The sequence below is a fragment of the Bacillus sp. ISL-45 genome, from assembly GCF_018613195.1.
Taxonomy (GTDB): Bacteria; Bacillota; Bacilli; order Bacillales; family Cytobacillaceae; genus Mesobacillus.
Genome location: NZ_JAGGQQ010000006.1, coordinates 86,709 through 106,137 on the forward strand (window position 1 = coordinate 86,709; position 19,429 = coordinate 106,137).

25 protein-coding genes and 1 other annotated feature are annotated in these 19,429 nt (G+C 40.6%); of the genes, 19 read left to right on the forward strand and 6 right to left on the reverse strand.

All coding sequences use genetic code 11. From position 1 onward, the window contains the following. The first annotated feature begins 30 nt into the window (after positions 1-30). From J7E35_RS08615 to selB, 3 genes are all read left to right on the forward strand, one after another. Complete coding sequence (locus J7E35_RS08615) at positions 31-1,230, forward strand: ABC transporter substrate-binding protein (protein ID WP_214778892.1); 1,200 nt, start codon at positions 31-33, stop codon at positions 1,228-1,230. 282 nt (positions 1,231-1,512) lie between these two features. Next, on the forward strand, positions 1,513-2,319 hold the full coding sequence (gene coaW, locus J7E35_RS08620; RefSeq protein ID WP_214778894.1) for a type II pantothenate kinase: 807 nt from the start codon (positions 1,513-1,515) through the stop codon (positions 2,317-2,319). Between the two features lie 87 nt (positions 2,320-2,406). Continuing rightward, positions 2,407-4,290: a selenocysteine-specific translation elongation factor gene (gene selB / locus J7E35_RS08625; RefSeq protein ID WP_214778896.1), complete on the forward strand. Its 1,884-nt coding sequence runs from the start codon at positions 2,407-2,409 to the stop codon at positions 4,288-4,290. A 228-nt stretch (positions 4,291-4,518) separates the two neighbouring features. On the opposite strand, the gene J7E35_RS08630 is transcribed toward selB, so the two are convergent. Next, positions 4,519-5,028 carry a DUF3231 family protein gene (locus J7E35_RS08630; RefSeq protein ID WP_214779337.1) on the reverse strand — a complete coding sequence of 170 codons (510 nt, stop codon included), beginning with the start codon at positions 5,026-5,028 and terminating at the stop codon, positions 4,519-4,521. Positions 5,029-5,158: 130 nt separating this feature from the next. Between J7E35_RS08630 and J7E35_RS08635 the strand changes: the two genes are divergently transcribed. Next, complete coding sequence (locus J7E35_RS08635; protein ID WP_214778897.1) at positions 5,159-5,380, forward strand: hypothetical protein; 222 nt, start codon at positions 5,159-5,161, stop codon at positions 5,378-5,380. Positions 5,381-5,410: 30 nt separating this feature from the next. On the opposite strand, the gene J7E35_RS08640 is transcribed toward J7E35_RS08635, so the two are convergent. After that, complete coding sequence (locus tag J7E35_RS08640) at positions 5,411-5,614, reverse strand: YbbN family protein (RefSeq protein ID WP_214779339.1); 204 nt, start codon at positions 5,612-5,614, stop codon at positions 5,411-5,413. A 237-nt stretch (positions 5,615-5,851) separates the two neighbouring features. Between J7E35_RS08640 and J7E35_RS08645 the strand changes: the two genes are divergently transcribed. The 6 genes from J7E35_RS08645 to J7E35_RS08670 all read left to right on the forward strand — a co-directional run bounded on the left by J7E35_RS08645 (position 5,852) and on the right by J7E35_RS08670 (position 10,204). Beyond that, on the forward strand, positions 5,852-6,448 hold the full coding sequence (locus J7E35_RS08645) for a class I SAM-dependent methyltransferase (RefSeq protein WP_214778898.1): 597 nt from the start codon (positions 5,852-5,854) through the stop codon (positions 6,446-6,448). Positions 6,449-6,563: 115 nt separating this feature from the next. Further along, entirely contained in the window at positions 6,564-7,685 is a 1,122-nt protein-coding gene (dnaN, locus tag J7E35_RS08650) for a DNA polymerase III subunit beta (protein WP_214778899.1), read from the forward strand. Positions 7,686-7,711: 26 nt separating this feature from the next. Further along, complete coding sequence (locus J7E35_RS08655) at positions 7,712-8,422, forward strand: class I SAM-dependent methyltransferase (RefSeq protein ID WP_214778900.1); 711 nt, start codon at positions 7,712-7,714, stop codon at positions 8,420-8,422. Positions 8,423-8,450: 28 nt separating this feature from the next. After that, positions 8,451-8,852: an HIT family protein gene (locus J7E35_RS08660; protein ID WP_251009560.1), complete on the forward strand. Its 402-nt coding sequence runs from the start codon at positions 8,451-8,453 to the stop codon at positions 8,850-8,852. After that, positions 8,833-9,303 (forward strand): NUDIX hydrolase, encoded by a 471-nt coding sequence (locus J7E35_RS08665; RefSeq protein WP_214778901.1) that lies wholly within the window; start codon positions 8,833-8,835, stop codon positions 9,301-9,303. The genes J7E35_RS08660 and J7E35_RS08665 overlap by 20 nt, the downstream gene beginning before the upstream one ends. Before the next feature lie 295 nt (positions 9,304-9,598). Beyond that, entirely contained in the window at positions 9,599-10,204 is a 606-nt protein-coding gene (locus tag J7E35_RS08670) for a LysE/ArgO family amino acid transporter (RefSeq protein ID WP_214779344.1), read from the forward strand. Between the two features lie 61 nt (positions 10,205-10,265). Here the strand turns inward: J7E35_RS08670 and J7E35_RS08675 are convergent, their stop codons facing one another. Both J7E35_RS08675 and J7E35_RS08680 read right to left on the reverse strand, forming a co-directional pair. After that, positions 10,266-10,703, reverse strand: coding sequence for a hypothetical protein (locus J7E35_RS08675; protein ID WP_214778902.1), 438 nt, complete (start codon positions 10,701-10,703; stop codon positions 10,266-10,268). A gap of 98 nt (positions 10,704-10,801) precedes the next feature. Beyond that, on the reverse strand, positions 10,802-10,939 hold the full coding sequence (locus J7E35_RS08680; protein ID WP_214778904.1) for a hypothetical protein: 138 nt from the start codon (positions 10,937-10,939) through the stop codon (positions 10,802-10,804). 200 nt (positions 10,940-11,139) lie between these two features. Here J7E35_RS08680 and J7E35_RS08685 point away from each other — a divergent pair, with 200 nt between their 5' ends. The 4 genes from J7E35_RS08685 to argS all read left to right on the forward strand — a co-directional run bounded on the left by J7E35_RS08685 (position 11,140) and on the right by argS (position 14,603). Next, entirely contained in the window at positions 11,140-11,340 is a 201-nt protein-coding gene (locus tag J7E35_RS08685; protein ID WP_214778906.1) for a hypothetical protein, read from the forward strand. A gap of 12 nt (positions 11,341-11,352) precedes the next feature. Next, on the forward strand, positions 11,353-11,610 hold the full coding sequence (locus J7E35_RS23670; RefSeq protein WP_353050001.1) for an OsmC family protein: 258 nt from the start codon (positions 11,353-11,355) through the stop codon (positions 11,608-11,610). Positions 11,611-12,135: 525 nt separating this feature from the next. Then, a complete protein-coding gene (locus J7E35_RS23225) occupies positions 12,136-12,612 on the forward strand; it encodes a GNAT family N-acetyltransferase (RefSeq protein ID WP_214778908.1) in 477 nt (158 codons plus the stop codon). Positions 12,613-12,651: 39 nt separating this feature from the next. Next, positions 12,652-12,865: a binding site (T-box leader), on the forward strand. Positions 12,866-12,905: 40 nt separating this feature from the next. Then, a complete protein-coding gene (argS, locus tag J7E35_RS08700) occupies positions 12,906-14,603 on the forward strand; it encodes an arginine--tRNA ligase (RefSeq protein WP_214778910.1) in 1,698 nt (565 codons plus the stop codon). Between the two features lie 37 nt (positions 14,604-14,640). Here the strand turns inward: argS and J7E35_RS08705 are convergent, their stop codons facing one another. Both J7E35_RS08705 and J7E35_RS08710 read right to left on the reverse strand, forming a co-directional pair. Then, on the reverse strand, positions 14,641-14,937 hold the full coding sequence (locus J7E35_RS08705; RefSeq protein ID WP_214778912.1) for a HesB/YadR/YfhF family protein: 297 nt from the start codon (positions 14,935-14,937) through the stop codon (positions 14,641-14,643). A gap of 328 nt (positions 14,938-15,265) precedes the next feature. Next, positions 15,266-16,417, reverse strand: coding sequence for a TIGR04053 family radical SAM/SPASM domain-containing protein (locus tag J7E35_RS08710; protein WP_251009561.1), 1,152 nt, complete (start codon positions 16,415-16,417; stop codon positions 15,266-15,268). 260 nt (positions 16,418-16,677) lie between these two features. Between J7E35_RS08710 and J7E35_RS08715 the strand changes: the two genes are divergently transcribed. The 5 genes from J7E35_RS08715 to J7E35_RS08735 all read left to right on the forward strand — a co-directional run bounded on the left by J7E35_RS08715 (position 16,678) and on the right by J7E35_RS08735 (position 19,154). After that, a complete protein-coding gene (locus tag J7E35_RS08715) occupies positions 16,678-17,148 on the forward strand; it encodes a hypothetical protein (RefSeq protein WP_214778916.1) in 471 nt (156 codons plus the stop codon). Positions 17,149-17,280: 132 nt separating this feature from the next. Continuing rightward, positions 17,281-17,484 (forward strand): DUF1657 domain-containing protein, encoded by a 204-nt coding sequence (locus J7E35_RS08720; RefSeq protein WP_167832543.1) that lies wholly within the window; start codon positions 17,281-17,283, stop codon positions 17,482-17,484. Between the two features lie 59 nt (positions 17,485-17,543). After that, positions 17,544-17,747, forward strand: a complete 204-nt coding sequence (locus J7E35_RS08725; protein ID WP_214778918.1) for a DUF1657 domain-containing protein — start codon at positions 17,544-17,546, stop codon at positions 17,745-17,747. Positions 17,748-17,758: 11 nt separating this feature from the next. Continuing rightward, complete coding sequence (locus tag J7E35_RS08730) at positions 17,759-18,619, forward strand: DUF421 domain-containing protein (protein ID WP_214778920.1); 861 nt, start codon at positions 17,759-17,761, stop codon at positions 18,617-18,619. Positions 18,620-18,722: 103 nt separating this feature from the next. Next, the gene (locus J7E35_RS08735) at positions 18,723-19,154 is read left to right on the forward strand and encodes a hypothetical protein (RefSeq protein WP_214778922.1); all 432 of its coding nucleotides are present in this window, start codon (positions 18,723-18,725) and stop codon (positions 19,152-19,154) included. Positions 19,155-19,429 lie beyond the last annotated feature (275 nt).

Below are 19,429 nucleotides of genomic sequence, written 5' to 3' on the forward strand. Positions count from 1 at the left end.
ATTAAGAAAACAAATTAAGGGGGAAAGCAAATGAAGAAGTCTAAACTGTTATTAGTCTTAAGTGTGATGTTTGCTTTGATTTTCAGCCTTGCCGCTTGCAACAACTCGAAAAAAACAGATACAGGAGGAACAGATGCTGAAGCTCAATCAGGAGAAGGAACGATTAATATTGGATATACAGGACCGTTAAGCGGACCTGCAGCCTTTTACGGAGAACGTACATTGAATGGCGTAAAAATGGCAGCCGAGGAAATTAACAATGCTGGCGGAGTCGAAGTAAATGGAAAGAAATATAAATTCAATGTCGTCTCCCTGGATGACAAATATTTGCCAAATGAAGCTGGAGCGAATGCCAAGAGACTGATGCAGGAGAACAAAACGCCAATTATTTTCACACCGCACAGTGGCGGAGTAGCTGCAATGCAGGTGTTTAACCAGCAGGAAAAATTCATCATTGGCGCCTATACAAGTGAACCTAAGGTAACAGAAGGCGGCAATAAATTAACGGTCAGAATACCTCCTCGTTATGATGGCTATCTTGAGCCATTTACAAATTATACAATGGAGAAATTCGGCAAGAAAATCGCCTTCCTTCCGACTGCTTCACAATACGGGAAGGATTGGGCAGAAAAGCTGCAGCCTCACTGGGAAAAGGCGGGCGGTAAAGTCGTGTATAACTCTTCGATCGACTTCGCGAAGGATACTGATTTCTTCACGATCATTACAAATGCACTGAAGGAGAAGCCTGATGTATTATTTATTGGCGGACCGTCCGAGCCAACTGCAAAAGTTGCCAAACAAGCGAGAGAACTTGGCTTCAAAGGCGGATTCATTGTCATGGACCAGGCAAAGTTCGATGAAATGAAGAAGGTTACCGGCAGCTACGATGTCCTTAATGGAGCAATTGGAGTTATGCCGCTTGTTGATTCTGACAGTCCAGGTATTCCAGAATTCGTGAAGAATTATCGTGCCAAGTATAATGAGGACCCCGGTTCAGAAGCTGGCTTGAATTATATCGCGATGTATGTTTTTGCGGAAGCGATAAAAGCGGCAGGCTCTGTAGACGACCCTGAAAAAATCATGGCGCATATGCAGGATGGCCTGGATAATCTGCCAGAAGACAAGAAAGTATATGTCATTCCAAAGATTGACCCGAACGGCGGATTTGAAGGCGAACTGATTGTTGCAGCGATTGAGGACGGAAAAGTCGTTCCGATCAAGGCTGAATAAAAAGTACTCCAAGGGCCGACAGGAGTGTTAGCGGCTAAATTGTTACAGGTCTCCTGCCAGTTTATTATCATTACAACCCATAATACTGGCATAGTACTCGCAATTAGCACGATCTGCTGGTCAACCCGTTTTTGTTTTATAGCTAATGAGCGGCAAGACAGCTAATGCTAGAAGCGGCAGTTTAAAAGGAACTGCCGCTTTTTCATTGATTTCAGGTTTTCCGGAGTCTTACAATAGGAAGTAAAATAAACCTTGGGTTATATTCCTGAAAGGAGATTCCTCATGAATCATAGTATTGGCATAGACGCTGGAGGAACTTTAATAAAAATAGCTTATGTAGAAAGGGGCAGAATGCATTTTCGAAAGCAGTCGGTCAGTGAAATGGATGATGCTTTTGAATGGTTGAAAATTATTTCCTCAAACAAGACAATCGTCCTGACAGGCGGGAGAGCAGGTAAAATTAAAAAAGATTTTTTTCCTGAAGCAGAGATTGTCGATGAATTTACCGCAGCATGTGAAGGTGCGAATTATTTAATGATGAAAGAAGGCTTGAATATTGGCGAAAAGTCCCTGCTTATAAATATAGGTACAGGCACTTCATGGTTTAAAATTGAAGGGGAACATTACGAGAGGGTTTTTGGCAGCGGAGTCGGCGGTGGTACTTTTATGGGATTTGGAAAACTTTTAGCCGATTGTAGTGATTTTCCAAGTCTAGTGAGTTTGTCTGCATCAGGAGAAAGAGGAAGCGTGGACCTGCTGGTGAAGGATATTTACCATCCAGAAGAACCCCCGATTCCTGGCGATTTAACTGCGAGCAACTTCGCAAAGTCAGAAGCAGTCATCTCAAGCTCCTCGGCTGATAAAATGGCCTCAATTTTGAATATGGTTGCAGAAACCATAACACTCCTAACTGTACAAACAGCAGCTAATCACGAGACAAAAAAAGTCATTTTCATAGGAAGTACGCTGGCAGGAAATAAGCCATTGCAGGAAAGCCTGGATTTTTATTGTAAAATGTCAGGTCTCGATCCGTTTTTTCTGCAAAACGGGGAATTCAGCGGAGCAATTGGAGCAATGCTGAACAAGTAGCCCGATTTGTTCAAATTTTCATTGCTTGAACTATTGTTATTTTAAAGTTAGAGTTATTTTATACATATTAAAAGAAGGTGTCAGCATTTGAGCAAGAGGTATTTTACCATCGGGATGGCTGGACATATTGACCACGGGAAAACGTCACTGACTAAAGCGCTGACGAACGTGGACACCGACCGCCTTAAAGAAGAAAAAGAACGGCAAATTTCCATTGAGCTTGGCTTTGCGCCATTATATGAGGATGAGGAACTTCAAATTTCCGTCGTGGATGTGCCCGGACATGAGCGTTTCATCCGCCAGATGATTGCCGGTGTTGCTGGAATCGATCTTGTAGTACTGGTAGTTGCAGCTGATGAAGGTGTCATGCCTCAAACAAGGGAACACCTGGATATTCTAGGGTTCCTGGGAATACGTTCAGGTATTATTGCAATTACCAAGATTGACCGGGTTGAAGAAGAATTCGTTGAACTTGTGAAGGACGACATCCTTGGAGAACTTGAAGGCACAGTATTTGAGAATGCCCCTTTTATGATGGTTGACAGTCTATCTAAAAAAGGAATCCATGAATTAAAAGAATTGATTATAGAAACGCTGAAAGAGCAGGATATGCGTGATGCCAAGGGGGCATTCCGGCTGCCGATTGACCAGGTATTTACGGTCAAAGGACAAGGTACCGTTGTCCGAGGGACTGTTTACGAAGGGACAGTTGAAGAGGGGCAGTTGTTAAAAGTCCTGCCATCCAGACTTGAAGTCAGAGCGCGTCAGCTGCAAGTCCATCATCAGCCGGCAAAAACCGCATATGCAGGGCAGAGGGCAGCCATCAATCTGTCCGGTGTTTCAAGAGATGATCTGGAACGTGGTGAAGTCCTTGTTTCATCTGAACATTTTATCGTAACGAATACGATTGATGTCGCAATCAGAGTGGTTGAGGACCTTGAGCATTTGGTAAAACAAAGGACGCCTATTAAGTGTCATATTGGCACGGCTGAAGTAATGGGCCGGATAGTCTTTTTTGACCGAAATGAACTAAAAGAGGACAATGGGGAAATCCTTTGTCAGCTGCGTCTTGAGGAAAAAATCGTCACGAAGCGTGGAGACCGGTTCATCGTCCGCAGGCCAAGTCCGCAGGAAACGATTGGCGGCGGATGGGTAATTGATCCGCGTGGAAATAAATATCGATTTGGTCAGCAGACGATTCAAGAGCTGGAGAAAAAGAAGGCAGGCACTCCTATTGAACGAATTAACGCCGCTTTATATGAAGCGAAGAGTTTATCTGTCGAGGAACTGATAAAGCGAACTGCTCTTGATGAAGGATCGATTTTGGCCAATTTGAGTGATGATCAATTCGTCCAGATTTCGAATAAGGAATACGCTCTTGTAGCTGTTGTCGAAGTCATTGAAGAAGATATCAAGGACCGGCTGGAAGATTATCATCAGGAAAACCCTATGAGAGCTGGGATAAACAAAGCAGAATTGCTACAATCACTGCAAAAATCTTTTTCTAAAACCCTGCTTGAATTCATTATCGATAATGGAATCAACAAGGGGTTATTTAGAAGGAAAGAACAGTATATTTACCTGGCAAACTTTGTACCCCATGTCCCGAAAAACTGGGAGAAGCGTACAGAGAATATGCTTAACGAACTAAAGTCAGATGGCCTAAAAGTTGCTTATCTGAACGATTATATAAAAAATGCCGGAATCCCGGATTCCATAGCAGTTGAGTTGAAACGCTTCCTAGAAGACCAGGGTGAGATTGTCCTGCTTGATGATCAATATGCCTGGTACGGAGCTCTTTTTGCGGATGCAGTTGAGAGACTAAGAAAACATACAGGGGATGAGTTTGAGGTATCCCAGGCTAAGGAAGCAGTGGAGTTATCGAGGAAATATATGATTCCTTTCCTGGAGCGTCTCGATGCACTTGGATATACCAGGCGAGTCGAGAACAAGAGGGTATGGAAGAAATAATTCAGGTGATTTAACATTGGTTGTTGCCCTTAGAGCATTCCCGCAAACATAGTCTTCAAGTTGTAGTCATCTTTTCGAGGCAGCTGCTAAATGCTATTAAAGCAGCCGTAGTTTTGTCCGTACCTGAGTAGACTTCGGACAACTTAAGGTCAATTATTTTTTTCAATCTTAAACAGCAGATCCTCAGGGATCTGCTGTTTTCCTCATGTTAAAGTTACAAAATATTATTTAACTCTCTGTGGATTTAACTCGCAATGGAGGAGGTATTAGCCAACCTTTAGTTTTATTCAATTTGAGCATCTTAGCTCCGAATGTCGCTTTGGCCATATGGAACTGCCCATACATTACTGCAATGTCCTCCCTGATGGCTTGACCAATCATCGTGCTGGCAGCGACTAAGCCTTCTGCAACATCCTTCGAAACAGCTGCCGCAATTTCAGGATCACTGAATCTTGCCCCTGGAGGGATATCTTCCAGGTGGGCAACCGGGCGTTCCGGCAGCGCAGGAGGAAGGCCAATCCCATTTGCTTTAAGCAATTCCTCAACCTGCTTGTTTTCATCCTGCATTGTTTCAATGGCTTCCTGAACAAGCTTTTTCAGATCCTCATCACCGATATGATTGATAAACGTCTGGTAAGCTGCAATTAGTCCGTGATTGACGGATAGATGGCTCCATGTGCCGTATACCTCACCATAATGCATTGGTTCATCTTTAGGATTACCGCTTAATATACCCATGATTGCACTCCTTATCGTTTCTATATTCATGTTATTTCTCCTTATGAAAGGAAGTTGGTCCCATTGATTATTTTGGTTTACACAAAGGTATTTATACCTTAATCCAAATGGAAATTTATACATGTTGTAAATGCAGTCAATTTTAATGGATGATATCCAGCCGGAAATCGAGAAGATTATTCTAGAGGTTAACTATGGGGAGTATAATGCCGAAATCATAACAAGCAATAGCAGGAAATACTGGTACCATCAATCTGATGGTGTAAATGCCCAAAGCTTTGCGACTAAAATCTCTGCATATTCAACAGAAGGAAAATTAATATATAAAGATTACCTAGGCTTGGAAGAATGAAAAGGAGCTTGGTTTTTCCCAAGCTCCTCCTCATTTACCGAAAAAACCTTCATAAATTTTGCTGAGGTCTTCCCTTAGCTTTTCAACCTGGACAAACCTGGCTTCCCTTAAATACTCTCGCCCATCTGCATAAAGGACGAGCACGGGAACGGTGAAGGCCATCAGGAAACCCGCAATTTCTTCGACCTTTCCAGCATTGACCAGACCGGTTTCAATTTTCGGGAAATCTTTCATCACTTCCTCAACCTGAGGAAGCAAACCATGGCAGACGCTTCAACTGTCGGTTAATACATAAATAAAGCTTAACTCATTGTCACTAATCAAGCTTTTAACCTCGTCCATCGACATTAATTCTTTCAACTTATTCCACCTCCTTATCTTTTTTACCCAATAAAAAATAGGTTAGCCTTATGTTCTTTAATCATACTAAAAAAAGGGTATTGGGTATAATAATAAGGAAGGAATGAGAGTATGGAAAATTCATGGCATGAGCGTTTTAGCTCTGAACAATATGTTTATGGTGAAGAGCCGAACCTTTTTATAAAAAAGCAGGCAAACAGGCTGGAGAAGGGAAAAAAAGTGGTATGCTTCGCGGAAGGAGAAGGCAGGAATGCTGTTTACCTTGCCAGACAAGGTCTTGAAGTTACAGCCTATGATTATGCGCTGAATGGCTTAAAAAAAACTGAAGCACTGGCTGATCGTTATGGAGTCGATATCACAACAAAACAAAAAGATTTAATCCAAGATCAGGTCCCAGTTGAGGAATTTGATGCAGCCATTATGGTTTTTGGCCATTTTTCCAAGCAAGATCAAAAAACAGTATTTGATAAATTAGTATCTGCTGTTAAACCTGGAGGCATAGTGATGCTTGAAGTGTATTCCGAGGACCAGGTAAGATATGGTACAGGCGGTCCAAAAAAAATAGATATGCTATACGATCCAGCAGACCTTTTACAATGGCTGAAAGGGTTTAAAATAATCCATTTCTTTTACGGAGAACAGGAACGAGTTGAAGGTCAATTGCATACCGGAGTAGGTCATGTGATCCAGGTTATTTTGGAAAAATAAAGATTTTTACATTAAGCGATTCTTCTAAAAAGAAGGTCGCTTTTTTCTGTTTTTACAAGGATTTTCCAAAGATTTGTCGAATTAACTATAAAGGTGGAATGAAGGGAAAAAGGTCATGAAATTTAAAATTGATAGAGACAGTTTTTATGAAGCATTATCTGAATTAAGCAGAAGTATATCAGCTAAAGCAGAACCGCAAATCTTGAATGGGATGAAAATGACAGCTCATGCTGAAGGGTTGACTCTTATTGTCAGCAATCATTTATTTTTTGTTGAAAAAACCATTCCGTTCGGGGCTGGAGGGAAGTTGACTGTTAACGAAACAGGAAGCGTTGTGGTTCCTGCCAAATATTTAGTTGAATTGGTGAAAAAGCTGCCAGAAGAACTGACGGTCGAGTTAATTGATCTGCATAAACTATCAATCAAGACTGAGGAAATCTCTGTAGTGTTGAGCAGTTTCGACGTTGAGGCATATCCTAACACTCCAGTACTGGTCCATGGTAAGAGTGTCAAAATACCTGGCCTTCTTTTAAAAGAAATGATAAGCCAAACGGCGTTTGCTGCTTCGTCAATTGATACCCGCCCAGTTTTGACCGGGTTGCTGGTCACTTTACAGGAAAACAAAATCATCTGTGCAGCCACTAATTCCCACAGATTAGCGATGAGAGAAAGCGAAGTTGAAATTGATATCGAAGGTTCCTATGTGATACCGCTAGCATCAGTTAAAGAATTTATGAGACTATTCAACAGTGCTAATGACTTGATTACTATATATGTTAGTGAGAATTATCTCGTATTTAAAACTCTTAATCTGGCAATGTACACAAGATTAATTGAAGGAAATTATCCTAATCTTAACAGTCTCATCCCAGCACATCCAAAGACAATGATTACAGTCCACACATCCAAATTTTTAAAAGGAATCGACCGCGCCAGTTTATTTAACCGGGAATCAAGGAACAACAACGTTAAATTGGAATTAATAAATGGAAGCACCGTTAAGATTACCTCCTATTCCCCGGACTTTGGAAAAATTGAAGAAACACAGCAAATCATTGAATTATATGGTGATAAGGAATTATCGCTATCGTTGAACAGCACCTTTTTAATCGATGCGCTAAAAGCTTTTACGGAAGAAGAGGTTACGTTGAACTACTCGGGGTCGATGAGGCCGATATTGATCAAGCCAAATAGCAACAAGCGTCACTTCCACCTTATTTCACCGGTGAGAGGATAAATAACAGAGTATTGGGGAGGTATGTTATGAAAGAAACAATACATAGCTATGAGGATTTATTAACAATGCTAGATCATCTTCTGAAAGAAGAAAGTCAATTTAATTGGGATAATTTTTACTCTGACCGAGAAAGAAAAGTACCTTTTTTTGAAAACCATCCCGACGAGAATTTAGTGGAATATATCGAAATGAAGAGACTTGTGGCGGGCAAAGTGCTGGACTTAGGCTGTGGACCCGGAAGAAATGCAATCTATCTGGCCAGGAATGGCTTTCAAGTGGATGCAGTCGACCAATCATCAGAAGGACTGGAATGGGCTAAAGAAAGGGAAAAAGAACAAAAGGTACAAGTGAATTTTATTCAACGAAATATTTTTGAAATGGAAATTGAAGAAGGTACATATGATCTTGTCTATGATTCAGGGTGCTTCCACCATATCCCGCCACACAGGAGGATGAATTACATAGAGTTGGTTAAGAGAGCTTTAAAGCCTGGTGGTTTATTCGCGCTAACCTGCTTTGTCGAGGGGGGTGAGCTGGGCGGAGCAGCTATTTCTGATTGGGAAGTGTATAGAGGTAAAAGCATGCGAGGCGGTTTAGGATTTACTGCTGAAAAACTTACGAGGATTTTTCACGAATTCACAGCGGTTGAAATCCGGAAAATGAGTGATATGGAACATGAGACCAAACAATTTGGAAACTCAGCGTTAATAGCTGCGTTATTCAAAAAAGAAACTTGAGCTCATTGTCCCTGAGTGGAGAAAGGTAATGAAAAGAGGTGTTCAAATGATCGCTGAACAAAGATGGGAAGATTTCTATTGTGATGAGGTATTATCCGGCAATACCCAGGTGGAAAAGGTGTTTGAAACGGAGCACACTCTCGCGTTTTATCACACTCGGCCATATTATGAGGTACATATTATTGTCATTCCCAAAAAACATATTTTATCTTTTTTATCAGTATCCAATGAGGAAGCCGAGATAATGAGTGATGTTCTTCAGGTAGTAAAGCAGGTTGCCTCTAAGCTAGAAAAGGAGTATGGGGCCTGCACGCTTTCTACGAACATTGGAAACTACCAGAGCAATAAGCATATGCACTGGCATGTCCATTTCGGTGCGAGGGTACGTGACGAACAAGGACGATTACTACATGGTCACGAAACAAAATAATGGTTTTGAATTGATAGAAATTCTAGAAATAAAAGAAATGGATATGTGGCAATACCAGCCGCTGGCAGGATCGTATGCCATTATCAAGGTGAAGGGGAGATACCTGATTGGATACAACTCCTTCAGGCAGCAATGGGAAGTTCCGGCTGGAAAGAGGGAGAAAGGTGAAACACCTTTAGGTTGCGCTCGAAGAGAACTTCTTGAAGAAACAGGACAATCCGTCGTTGATCTTAAATTTGTTGGCCTGGCAAGGGTGAAAAATCTTCTGAACGGAGCCGAAAAGTTCAATCCTTTATACTATTCGACAACTGATTCTCTACGCCCCTTCCAACAAAACGAAGAAATGTCTGATATAAGACTCTGGGACCTTAAAGACGCTGTACACATCGACCAGGTAGATTTGGCAATATTAGATTATGTGAGTCTATTAAAATCAAAGGGGTTAAAATGAAAAAAAAAATTAAATTTCCCTCAGGTGCTTTAACGAGCTTTTTTGTCGCTACAATCCTAACCTTTTCCAATCATATCCATTACTTGGGAAAATAAAATCCACTCTGGTATTTTTGCGTTTATTATCAGTATAGCTGTTTTCAGTATCTCACAGAAAATATTTAAAGTTTAATTGAAAAAGGACTTAAGGCTAAGTCCTTTTCTGTTGTAAGTAAACTGTTTATATAAAATTGGCATGGCAGTGGATGGCTGCCTTGAAAAAAATTCATGTGGATGGCAGAAGGAGAAGAAGACTTATGCTAGCAGCAGGAATTCATGGTTTCATCCTTGCTTTCGGGCTGATCCTTCCGTTAGGAGTCCAAAATGTGTTTGTCTTCAACCAGGGATCGATACACAAACAATATAGGAGAGTATTGCCCGTTATTCTTACAGCTTCGATAAGTGATACACTCTTGATCACTTTGGCTGTTTTAGGAATATCGGTAATCCTTCTGCAGATTGCCTGGCTGACTGCATTGCTTTTAACAGCTGGGATACTATTTTTAATCTACATGGGTTATTTAACCTGGAGAAGTAAGCCATCTGAAGTTACAGCAAAACAGGAAGCCTTTTCCGCCAAAAAACAAATAACCTTTGCTGCTTCAGTTTCTTTGCTAAACCCACATGCGATCATGGATACAATCGGAGTAATAGGAACGAGTTCACTGACATATTCGGGACCTGCGAAAATCACCTTTGCTCTGGCCTGTATTTTAACTTCCTGGATGTGGTTTTTCGCCCTTGCTTTTGTTGGCCATCAAGTGGGGAGGTTAAGGAAGTCAAATGGTTTTCTCGATATCTTAAATAAGATATCCGCTGCGATTATGTGGGGAACTGCTATCTATTTGGCACTGACTTTTTAAAGATTAAGCTCTTCCCGCACAAAAATAGAGTTCTTCATTGAATGAAGGACTCTACTTTTATTCACCGTCTCCTCCTTCGTTTAAGATATTGGACAGTCTCCTCAAGTTCTTCTAAACGTTTGTTTTTTTCTGCTAACTGCGTTTTGGTTTGGTTCAGTTCCTCCCTAACTTCGTTCATTTCGGCAGAAAGCTGTTCAACCTTAAGTTTTAAGCTGGAACTTTTGGAATCTTCTTTTTTCAATTCTGATTGATTCAAGGTTTTGGAAAGCAATGATAAAGTAGCTGGATTTAAAAAGCTTTGAGCAGATGCCACCAGTGTATCAAGTGTGTCTGCATTCAATTGATTATTCCCATCTGCTTTAATATGATCTGTTACTTTTCCCTCGTCCGGTTTTTCTGATGATTTCTTAAGCACCGCCTGTGTAAAATTAAGGATTTCATTCAATGAAGGATCTTTTTTTAAACGGTCAATATGCGGCTTGATATCATTCTCATTCATAAAATACACCCTTTCTATCTAAAATTAAGATCTCCCCGGCTAATACCGGTATAGCCAGGGAGACTGTAAGGAACTTCAGGTCACAAATCTTTCAGAGATTAAGCAGCACCGTTTTCGGCAGCAATTACTTCGCCGATGCAAGTGTAAAGGACATCAGCAAGTGCGTCTTGGTTCAACAGAATTGCAACGACCAAAGCAAGTGCCAGCAAAAGAACAACAATCGCAGTGATTAACATCTCTTCACCTCCTTCCTTTAAGAAGATAGGTAAGATCCGAACCTTACAACAACATCATATGAAAAAATATCGGACGAGCATCAGCTTGTATCATAGATTAAAAAAGTCGGGCTGCCTATTTTAAAAAATTAGGTTATTATTTGAAAAATTGCACAGTTTCTTATATGGTGGAGTTAGAAAATCGAGGAGGGATCGTATAATTGTCCGAGCCAATTGCGCTAACGAAGATAACAGTGTTCCAAAAGGATACTCCTAATAAAATCAGGGAGGCTTACATTGATGGTTTTAGTGAGCCTTTGATTTTTGGCGTCCATGGTGGTGTGAAGCAATTTTATGGTGTGAATCCAGAGGTAGAATATCCGTCAACGCTAGACCATATTGTTTCTGCAGCAGGCGGCTGACTGGTAGGAACCCTGTCTGGCGCGCTGGAGGCGCGTAAAATACCTACTTCACCTGATAAGGTCAAGGCAAACGTCCAAGGAACAATTGAAGCACCGGAAGGAGTCCTAAAAATCACGAAAATCAGCTGTCACTATGAATTGAAGGTCCCTGCCGGAAAAAAAGAAGCTGCCGAAAGAGCATTGAATGTTTTTGAACGAGGATGTCCAGTCGCACAAACATTAAAGGGCTGTATCCAGTTCACACATACTTGGCAAATAGAAGAATATTAGTATAATGAGTCCTTATCTAATTAGATGAGGGCTCATTTTTACTTTATAAACAGGGGGATTTTAAGATCATTTTAATGATAGGCTGTTTTCGTAAAGATTGTTGTTAAAATCCTAAAGCCGATTTTAACTTAATGTAAAGCCGTTTTGCAGGTCGGTATTAAGTATGGATGCTCTTTTCTAACAATAGATTCAACTTTGCGGAGTAAAACAGGTCATTCAATCCTATTTTGTAGTCAATCGCAACAATGTTTGAGAAAAGAGCCTAATGATAAAAAGGATTTTCGGTTAAATGCACGAATTCTTAGTCATAGCTTTTAAAAAAGGCTGTTTTCGTAAAGATTGTTGTTAAAATCCTAAAGCCGATTTTAACGTATTATAAGGCCATTTTGCAGGTCGGTATTAAGTTGGCATGCTCTTTTCTTACAAAGGAGTCAATTTTGCGAAGAAAAATGGGTCATTTAATTTTATTTTGTAGTCAAAAGCAACAAAGTTTGAGAAAAGAGCCTTAAAAAAAGGGGAATCCATGTGATTGATTTAGTGCGTGTTAAAGAAGAGGATGAAGCAACTCTTCAAAATTTAGTTCAATTTTATATTTACGAATTTACCGTCTTTCAGGATATCAAGCTTGAAGTGAATGGCAGCTTTGCTCCATTTGATTTACAACCATATTGGACTGAAGCTGATTTACATGCCTTTTTTATCATGCATGATGGGGAACTGGCGGGTTTTGCAATGGTCGAAAGTGGAGTTCCCAATGTCATCCTTGAATTTTTTATCATGAGGAAATTCTACCGGAAAGGATTTGGGACGGATGCGGCCGTCAAGCTGTTTGACTTATTCCCTGGGAACTGGAGTATTACCCAGGTTCAGAAAAATGAGCCGGCCAGAAACTTCTGGCGCAAAGTGATTGGCGATTATAACGGCGGCAACTATATTGAAAAGTACGATGAACACAAACGTTCGATTCAAGAATTTGATTCGCTTTTGACAGTGAAAAATTGATTGCAAAATGTCTTCTTGATTGTTTATAATGGTAAAAATATCAAATCGATGAAAAAGAGAGTAATTATTCTATATTTGCTATAGCGAGCCAGGGACGGTGGAAGCCTGGTGCATATGAATGATGAAGCGCACTTTTGAGATGCTTGCCTCAAATCGAGTAGGGCCGGCCGGGATTTACCCGTTATCAATGAAAGCAGGTTCCTTATGCTGGAACAATTTGAGTGGTACCGCGGGATTTACTCTCGTCTCTTATATAGAGGCGGGAGTTTTTGTATTTATAAGGGGGTTTTTTAATGGAATATGTAAAACTTTACTCAGAATTGCTTGCCGCTGTGTTGGAGGAAGTTCATACTTCTTATGAGATAGAGCGGTTAATTGAGAAACCAAAATTTTTGCAGCAGGGAGACTTAGCTTTTCCATGTTTCCAATTGGCGAAAACGACGAGAAAGCCACCACCTGAAATTGCCAAAGATTTATGTTCCCGCTTGCAAAGCGGGGTCAAAGGACCATTCGATCGTTTTGAAGCAGTTGGCGGCTATATAAATGCGTTCTTAAATAAGGGGCAAGTCGCCAAAGAACTATTAAATGAAATACGGCAAAAGAAGAATCATTATGGTGATCTCGACATTGGTGAAAGTCAGACTGTAACAATTGACCTTTCCTCGCCAAATATCGCTAAACCATTTTCCATGGGTCATCTGCGGTCAACCGTTATTGGAAATTCGCTTTCGCTTATTTATGAAAAATGTGGATACAGAACAGTCAAAATCAACCATTTAGGGGACTGGGGTACTCAGTTCGGCAAACTTATCACGGCATATAAGCTGTGGGGCACAGAGGAAGAAGTAAAGAAGAACCCGATACAGGAGCTGCTTGAGCTTTATATAAGATTTCATGAGACCGCAGAAAGTCAGCCGGAGCTTGAACAAGAAGGCCGCGACTGGTTCAGACGCCTGGAGAATGGGGATGCTGATGCTCTTGAGCTTTGGAAATGGTTCAAGGATGAATCACTGAAGGAGTTTAAGAAGATATACGATCTTATGGGGATTGAGTTTGATTCATATGCAGGGGAAGCCTTCTATAATGATAAGATGGAACCAATCGTGGAAATACTGCAAGAAAAGGGACTGCTTGATGAATCCGATGGGGCACAAGTAGTCAAATTGGATGACATAGAACTTCCACCTTGTCTTATAAAAAAATCTGATGGCGCCACCTTGTATGCTACAAGAGATTTAGCCGCGGCCATGTACAGATTCAAAGAGTATTCTTTTGTTAAATCATTATATGTGGTTGGCAATGAGCAAAGCCTTCACTTTAAACAGATAAAAGCAGTGCTTGCAAAAATGGATTTCCAGTGGGCGGACGGTATTACTCATGTTCCATTTGGCATGATGTTAAAGGACGGGAAAAAAATGTCCACAAGAAAAGGCAAGGTCGTTTTGCTTGAAGATGTTCTCACTGATTCAATTCAGCTGGCAGAAAAAAATATTGAGGAAAAAAACCCCTCTTTGGACAATAAAATAGATATTGCCAAAATGAATGGTACCGGTGCCGTTGTATTTCATGACCTTAAGAATTTTCGGATGAATGATATTGAGTTTTCCCTTGAAGAGATGCTAAAAGTCGAGGGCGAAACAGGACCTTATGTTCAATATACAAATACCCGGGCACAATCATTGTTGAAAAAGGGGGCACTTGAAGATACGAATGGGGACGAAGAGCTGGCTGCTGTTGCTGAATGGCCAGTGATCACTGAGCTGCAAATGTTCCCGGATACAATCAAGAGAGCGCTTGAAAGAAATGATCCCTCCCTAATTGCTAAATATGTTCTTAATCTGTCCCAGGCGTTTAATAAATACTATGGAGAAGTGCGGATCCTTGGAGATGATCCGGAAAAGAATGCGCGGCTCCATTTGGTCCATGCTGTCAGCATTGTCCTCGAGGAAGGCCTTAGAATATTGGGGATCAAAGCTCCGAAAGAAATGTAAAAAGAGTCCCGGGTCAATGCCTGGGACTCAATTGGGATTAATTTTGTTCTATATAATTGGCGAATATTTCACCAGCGGTGTCGCTGTATTTAAGTTCAACATCTGTCTCATCAAAAAACCAAGTATCATTCGCTTCTACATAAAAGGTAATTCCGTCAATCTCCTGCTGTTCGGCGGCAATGGCAGGTGCTTCAAGCGAGAAGGCCAGGCTATAGCCCTTGTTCTTATCGCCAAACCCGGCATATTGAGGGTAAAGGCGGATGTGAAACGGTTTTGGTGTATCAAATTCATTTTCAAACCATTTGTATGCGTTTTGATCAATCTTGATTGTCATCTTTGCACCATCCTTTCGTTAGTTTTATTGTAAAACCTGAAAGGTACTGACTGCCGTGCTTTATGTCACAGTTTTGGCGATGTCATGAAAGTGTCAAAATATAAGGCTGTTTTCGTAAAGATTGTTGTTAAAAAATCCTAAAGCCGATTTTAACGTAATAGTAGGCCATTTTGTTGGTCGGTATTAAGTTTGCATGCTCTTTTCTCACAAAAGAGTCAACTTTACGAAGAAAAATAGGTCATTCAATCCTATTTTGTAGTCAATAGCAACAAAGTTTGAGAAAAGAGCCAAATATAAAGACCAGCTCCGGCAAAAGGAGCTGATGATGTTAAACTGTTGTTTCCTTTTTACGAATTGCTTCCGGAATATAGACACAGAATTGTTCGCTGTCCATATAGTCTCCGGTCACTGCGTATGTTCTTGAGCGTGAACCCCCGCAGACAAAGCGGAATTCGCATACACCGCATTTGCCTTTATATTTGTCAGGGCTTCGCAAGTCCTTGAAAATAGGGGAGTTTCGATATATATCAGCCAAAGGCTTTTCGCGGACATTCCCGCCGACAAGCGGCAGCAGTCCTGAAGGCATGACCTCACCAGTATGGGAAATAAATAAAAATCCATTTCCGTCATTTACTCCTTTAGGTGCTCGCTTCAAGCCATCAGTCATAGAGGCCATATCTTTAGTCAAGGTATCCTCATACCGGATCCCATCTTCTTTATTAACCCTGTTTTCCCGAGCCTTTTGTTGAAATACTACACGTCTGTAATGCTGAGCTGCAGTAGTTTTAATTTCGTATGGTGCGGTTTTGCTTAGTTCATAAAGCCACCGGAACACCTTTTCATGTTCAGCTGGAGTCAGGCAGGCGTCCAACTGCCCGCGGCCTGTAGGTACCAGTAAAAAAATGTACCACATCACGACCTTGAGTTCTTTCATTAACTCCGCCATTTGTTCAAGATGGTTGTAATTGTAGCGGGAAATAACTGTATTAAGCTGTAAAGGCATGTTTAAATCATTCAAGTATTTTACCTTTTCAATTGTAAGGTCAAACGATCCAGGAGTGCCGCGAAAATGGTCATGGATTTCAGGGGTAGGACCATCAATGCTGAAAGCCCATCTAGAAAGTCCGACCTCCTTGGCTCTTTGCATTTTTTCTTTAGTCACATTATCTGTGGCGCTTGGTGTCATGGAAACCCGCATTCCTTTTTTTATTGCATAGTCCGCGAGATCAAAGAGATCCTCACGCATCATACAGTCTCCACCAGTAAATACGAGCATGGGATTTCCTAAGTCAAAAATTTGGTCAATCAGGTTTATACCTTCTTCAGGTGTCAATTCCCTTGGGTCAGGCTTATTCTGTGCATCTGCCCTGCAATGCAGACATTTAAGCTGGCAGGCCCTAGTCACTTCCCAGATAACGATGTAAGGATTTACATCAAAATCAACCACAGCAGGATGTCCAGAAAATCGAACTTCATGCATATTCATCACCAACTTTTTATCAATTATTTATTCATTATAAAATAAGAGATTCTATCCGCATGTAATGAATGTTACATAATATCGAAATTGGTTACGAATTAACGGATAAGAATATATAAGTCTCCCCCTATGAACCTTAGAACGCCGAAAAGCCAAACACAAAACATTCATTTAAATTAATCGAATAATTTGAAACTTATCCTCAGACCTCAACGTCTATATATAGGGAGCAATCAGGATTCGGGAAAAGGGGGATATCAGTGAAAAAGTCTGTTCCGTGGATCACCTTGTCTATATTGGTTATTTTCAGCTTATCGAGCTGGATCACTTATACCCGTTATAAACCTGTCCCTCCCGAATTAGAAGTTGTTGCAGCCAAACATGCTTTGGAGGTACAGCCTGTAACTTATTCCTTAAGGAAGTGGGGAAGGACTGCTTCAGCAGATATCAATACTGAACCAGCTGTCCTGGTAAGAGAATCCACTCCACTCATTGTTGATCCAAATGACAACATCGAGCTTTTATTTAATCACTCACCTGATTCGGTTAAATGTTATTTATGGGAAATGGACACGGGAAAACTCGCTTATAAAGAACTGACGGCATACCCTTTAAACTTAGAGGCGTCTAATATAGCTTCTGGGGATTACGCCTTGGAGGTTCGTGCCAAATGGGAAAATGGCTATGTACTGTATAACGCAAGAATTATTGTAAACGGTGATGAACATTGACCAGCCATGGGCCTGCAGAAAAGCATACTCATGGCTTTTTACATTATGGATCTTTATGTAGCCTCGAATAATTTATTTCAGCCATGCCATACTAAAACAGTACCAATAATTCTGTAGAAAGAAGGGACCATGCTGACAGTTGGAGCGCAAGTAAAACAAACAATTGCTGGTCTTAAAAGTGCTCAGGCAAGTTTGGAGACTTTTGCACTTGGTACGGATAATCAACAAGCCAAGCAACTTTATCAGACAGCTGCTCAACAAACACAAGCAGTTATTGATAGCATTCAACCTCGTCTGCAGGAAATTGAAAAAGAAGAACCACAATATAAACAATAAAATGCAGGGAGGGGGGCAGGTTGAACCAGCCCTTTTCCTTTTTATAGAGGTGATGAAAATTGACAGTAGCATCCGACATTAATCAACTCCTTTCTACAATTAAAGGAATTGAAGCACAGTTATCATCAATGGCGTTGAATACCAATATTCCTGAAGCGAGCAAAGTCTTTCATGAAACAATGTTGGTCATCGGGGAGATTAAAACCGACCTGCAAGACAGGAAGACACAGATTGAAATAGAAGAGCCCCAATATAAAAGCTAGAAGGTGAGACAATGAATGACTGGATTCACATTATAATATCGTCTGTGTTGTTTGTAGTGACATTATTTGCGATTACGAAAATGGGCGGGAAGAAGCAGCTGTCGGAGTTGTCTTTTTTTGAATATGTTTCGGGTATCACCATAGGAAGTATTGCTGGTGAAGTAATCATGGGCCTGGATGGGAATTTGTTTCATGGAGTATTGGCCATTGTAATATTTGGTACCTTTACATATTTGCATGACCTTCTTGGGATCAAGAGCAAGAAGTTCCGGGATTTAGTTGAAGGAAAGTCAACAGTAATAATAAAAGATGGAAAAGTATTAGAAGAAAATTTAAAAAAGGAAAAATATACTCTCGATGAATTGAATTCACTATTAAGACAAAAAAATGTTTTCAAAACAGCAGATGTTGAGTTTGCTGTTTTGGAGCCAAAAGGCGATCTAAGTGTACTGCTAAAAAAAGAATTGCAACCTCTATCACCAAAGGATTTAAACTTGTCTGTGGCCCCTGAAAAGGAATCCTACACTGTCATAATGGATGGAAATGTCTTGAACGACCAATTGGCATCGGCTGGTAAAAGTAAAGGATGGCTGGATATTGAGCTAGCCAATCTAGGAGTGACACTTGATAATGTGTTTTTAGCCCAGGTAGATTCTTTTGGAAAATTATCCATTGATACATACGATGACCAAATTCAGGTTCCATCCCCTCAACCGAGAAAACTTTTGTTGGCTATGCTTAATAAATGTCAGGCAGACCTAGAATTATTCGCTCTCGGGACAGAGTCTTCAAGTACTAAGGCAATGTACAATAAGAATGCAAAAAAATTGCAAGAAGCCATCCATAGATTGAAGCCATTTTTGAAAGAATAAACAGCTTTTTATGTAATCTTTTTCCGGAATATCGATCGGCAGAAATCAAATACTAATTGATGGGGGAGACCGACTCCTCTAATTCAAAAAGGGGTGCTGCCGTATGAATAGAACTGCATGGATTTCTGCGTTAATGAGATCGAATATACCTCAAAACATGATGAAAATGTTCGGAAACAGACGTAAAAGAAATCGCTCCATGACGTATTCGATTATGGGAGTTGTAGCCAGTGCTGCTGCAGCGTATCTTTTTCGAAATCGAATGGGAGATGGAATGAGGCAGCTTTTCCAAAATTCCAATGCTGGAACAGCTTTTAACAAGCCCATGGCTGCAGGGATCACTGAATTTGCAAAAGAATTCACCTCTGGTCTAGATACAAATAAGGCAAATAAAACAACAGGTTTCCAATCGGCAACCTCGACAAATCCAGAGAGCAGTCAAATGATCAATCAAATTGCTTCAGCTGCTCAAGAAGCAGGCAATAGCCAACAGGTCGATCACTTAGCAAATCAATTAATTAAACGCAACCTCTAATAAATGTGTAACACCCCGCTAAGAAGCCAGCGGGGTGTTTTTGTATTTTTTTAACTACATATAAATGAAAAACATTGTTTGTTCAATTAATTAGTCCTTTTTTCCCTTGTTATACAGACAGGATAGGTAAACTGACATATCCAAAGAAAGTTACAGCCAGATTAAGCTTATATTTCATTCATGTAACAAAAAACTAATTTAAAAGGAAAAATGCGCCTGTATTCCCTGTAAATTAAGCGTTTTGGAGACCTACTGGCATGTAAACGGTATTTTTA